At 33.3% G+C, this 3367-nt stretch carries 4 protein-coding genes and 1 pseudogene; all 5 read right to left on the bottom strand.

The features are described from left to right. Positions 1 to 502: 502 nt before the first annotated feature. A complete protein-coding gene (locus V7149_RS23425) occupies positions 503 to 916 on the bottom strand; it encodes an HTH domain-containing protein (protein WP_335347985.1) in 414 nt (137 codons plus the stop codon). A 176-nt stretch (positions 917 to 1092) separates the two neighbouring features. Next, positions 1093 to 1482, bottom strand: coding sequence for a hypothetical protein (locus tag V7149_RS23420; RefSeq protein ID WP_335347984.1), 390 nt, complete (start codon positions 1480 to 1482; stop codon positions 1093 to 1095). Between the two features lie 139 nt (positions 1483 to 1621). Continuing rightward, positions 1622 to 1957, bottom strand: coding sequence for a hypothetical protein (locus V7149_RS23415; RefSeq protein WP_335347983.1), 336 nt, complete (start codon positions 1955 to 1957; stop codon positions 1622 to 1624). 185 nt (positions 1958 to 2142) lie between these two features. Continuing rightward, positions 2143 to 2946 carry an alpha/beta fold hydrolase gene (locus V7149_RS23410; protein ID WP_335347982.1) on the bottom strand — a complete coding sequence of 268 codons (804 nt, stop codon included), beginning with the start codon at positions 2944 to 2946 and terminating at the stop codon, positions 2143 to 2145. A gap of 229 nt (positions 2947 to 3175) precedes the next feature. After that, positions 3176 to 3367 (bottom strand): annotated as a pseudogene (locus V7149_RS23405) (hypothetical protein); the annotation flags it as partial.

Here is a 3367-nt window from a genome sequence, read left to right as displayed (position 1 = left end):
AAACAACTCTAAATATTTTTTAAAAATAAGGAAAAATAAATTTGTTCACTTATAAATTACCACTTTTTTTGGAAATAGCCTTGAAAGGCGGTCTTATATACCATAGGTAAAAGAAAACTTAAACTATGGACAAACCAATATGTAATTATTATTTTATTGTCTTTAGTAATGTTTTGTGCTTTTTATATGATTACAGCAGGTTTCCCCAATTTCGCCGTATCAACCATATGTGATAATCCTGCGATTGCAAAAGATATTGTTTATCACCCTTATCAACAGTTAATTTGTATTTCATGTCAGACATTATAAGGGAAAAATCACAAAGGATAGGTGATCAGTAGAAAATACTCTCAATCTATCCTTTTTTGTACTACAAATGACCTCAATTACCACAATATTGTGGTATGCTTTCTTCAACTAAAGCACCCGTTACTTTAAGTACAGTTCTTCACAAAGTCAATAAAATAATGGATTAGTTGAACTTCAATTATTCTGGTTGTTATCAGAAAACAATTTGAAAAGAAATAAAACTACAACTGCTAATCGGGTAGCGTTTTTCAAATGCTAAAGAATCGAAGTCTCTCATAAATTCATCTACATCTTTTTCTTCTATTTTTGCATATAAAGCCAGTGTATTCGCTGAAATTTGAAAGTTATCATTCAAAATTTCAATGATTGCTTTGACTCTTTCATCTGCTGTCACGAGTGTCATTCCGTCTGATAATAAGCCAATCATTGACACAATATGCCCTATCTTTTCGTGAGGTAAATGAGCTAAATCAGCTTTATGATTTGAAAACTCTAAAACTGTTTTTTCATCAAGACCACTAATTAAACCAAAAGTGTTAGGAGTTATTTTATAATCCTCAAGAATGATTTTTAAATTATCACTTGGGTCTCCACTTTTTATATCCATTTTATTAAATCCTCCCGAAAATATATGTGTTTATACGTCACTACTTCTATACCAACTGTTTAAATTCCTCTTGAAGTAACCTGCCTCGTTTGTTGAACAAGAAAAAGAGATGCCGCTACTACCTTCATTCTTAAACTCTTGTCCCCATTACTTTAAGTAAAACTATTCACAAATCATCATTTACTTCTTAAATCAAAACTTTCGCCTGTATCGTTCCATTCTACTTTTATCACTAACTCATCTTCTGCACTCGTAGAAGGACTATTAACACTTAATGATTTGTTGTAATATACACCTTCTTTATTTAATGTAGCATCATTCGCACCGAAATCTAATACTCCGTTATTCTTTGATTCCACATAATAACGAAAAGTGTCAATTCCCTCTAAGTTATTTCCTTTGTTATTAAGCTGAATTTGATATGTTTCTTCTTCATTAGTTTGATGAACGGTTACTTCAGCTAACCAATTTTCACCTTCGCCAACAAACGTTAAGTCATTCTTATTCGTTTGGCACGCAGATAATAGAGATACCAAAAATATGATTAGTACAAATAATTTTTTCAAAATATTATCTCCCCTGTAAACAATAATTTGTTTTAGCATATTTTTTCACTAACCTGCCCCGATAGTACAATAACTTCAACAAAAATAAGCATTAATCCTTCTTGGATTAATGCCCCCCCCGTCAGCACAATAAGACACCTTATGCTTTAACATTTGATTTTATATTTTCAACAATTACGAGTAAAAAATATAAAAGAATGAATACGATAGAACTGCCCAGATATAATTCGAATTTTGATGAAAACATTTCTATTGTCCAACCATCTTCTGGCAACAAAAATGCAGCTAAAAAATTGGAGATCCCTATACCATCATTCACTTCAGAAATTATACTTGTTGTGTAATTTTGACCTAAAGCAACACTTGAAAGAATTGTGAATGCTATCATTGGTATTACTGCTTGAGACATTTTCAGTGTTCTCTTTGAAATAAAAACTCCCATTATAATTCCGTACAACAATATAATGAAAACCATAAAATCCCTCCCTAATTATTCCCTTAAAGTTAGTACGATTTAAATGCCTATAAGTTCCAATTTTAGATTGTTCTTGTTGAACTAACCTGCTCGTTAGCACAACAAGAATAAAGATGCTGCCGCTGCAACACCTTGTTTAACTCTTGCACCCGTTAGTGCAACAAGGAACTCAATATTTTAACAAGTTACACAAGTCGAAAATTTTCCGATTCAAGTCTGTTTAACCAGTTATGAACTAATGCATTAAATACATCGGTTTGTTCGATTTGTAGGTTGTGACCAGCCATATCAAGAACTGAAAAAGTTGCCCTCGGATAATCCTCAATAAGTCGCCAGACATCGTGATATCCGACTATATGGTCTTGGTGACCTGTTATAATTAGCGTGGGATATTCCAGTTTAGACGAAATATCGAAAGTAAAGCCATATCCGTTTTGACGGATGTAGTTCAGGAATTCTTCATTTGTTTGTTTAGAAGGAAGTAAAATTTCATTTCTAAACCTCTCCCATTCAGTTTGACCTTGCACTACCCCCATTGAGCAAAATTCCTCAGCATCCTCTGGAGACAAAAGAGATATCAAGTTGCTATCTCTTTTTATAATGGTCTGCTGTGGTACTACTCTGTCATTGAATTCAGGTATTGTCATTGGCGCAATCAGTAGTAATCCACGAACTGTATTCTGTCGTAAACTGGCTATACCTCTCGCAATGTACCCTCCATATGAATTACCACAAATAATAAACGGTTCACCAGGGATAAGTTGGTCTAAAAGATGTAATATTGCTTCTAACATATCATCAGAGTTATGAATAGATGGTTGTGGCTCGGATTGCCCCATTCCTGGCATATCTATGTATATTCTTTTCCATCCGCTTCGTTTCTCAAATAACGGTTCCATTGCATGTAACATTACTTGATGGTCAAGTGTCCAACCATGCAACATAACGATAGGATATCCTTCTCCAATTACCTTATGGTAAATCGACATGTATTCTTCCCCCTTTTCCTGTAAACGAGATTAATCAATAAATCAAGCATATACAAAATTGTAAAAATAATGAAGGGAATTATTCAATTAACCTAGGGTAAATCATTGCACTTGTTAGAATACCTAATCCGAAAGAACTTACAATATATCCGTTTAACTTTCTATCCAATTTCATCCCCCCTTACCCAAGGATTGCACCCGATAGTCTAAGTAGTTTTCTTCACAACGTCTACCCAACATATTGAAGAATTAACCGATATAATGCTATGCAAAGTCCTAAAATACTTGCTTTCATTTTAGAAGGATGGTTTCTTTTGCTACGAAACAAGTAAAAGAAAATTACTATAAATCCCAAGGGTATCCATAACTGAAAGACACCTTCTTTTGTACTTTGGGAATAAATTGGAGCAATATATGTGCT

It is taken from the genome of Bacillus sp. JJ1503, from assembly GCF_036965125.1.
Classification (GTDB): domain Bacteria; phylum Bacillota; class Bacilli; order Bacillales; family Cytobacillaceae; genus Cytobacillus.
The sequence above is the reverse complement of the archived record's forward strand: the minus strand, read 5'-3'. Positions and strand labels throughout refer to the sequence as shown.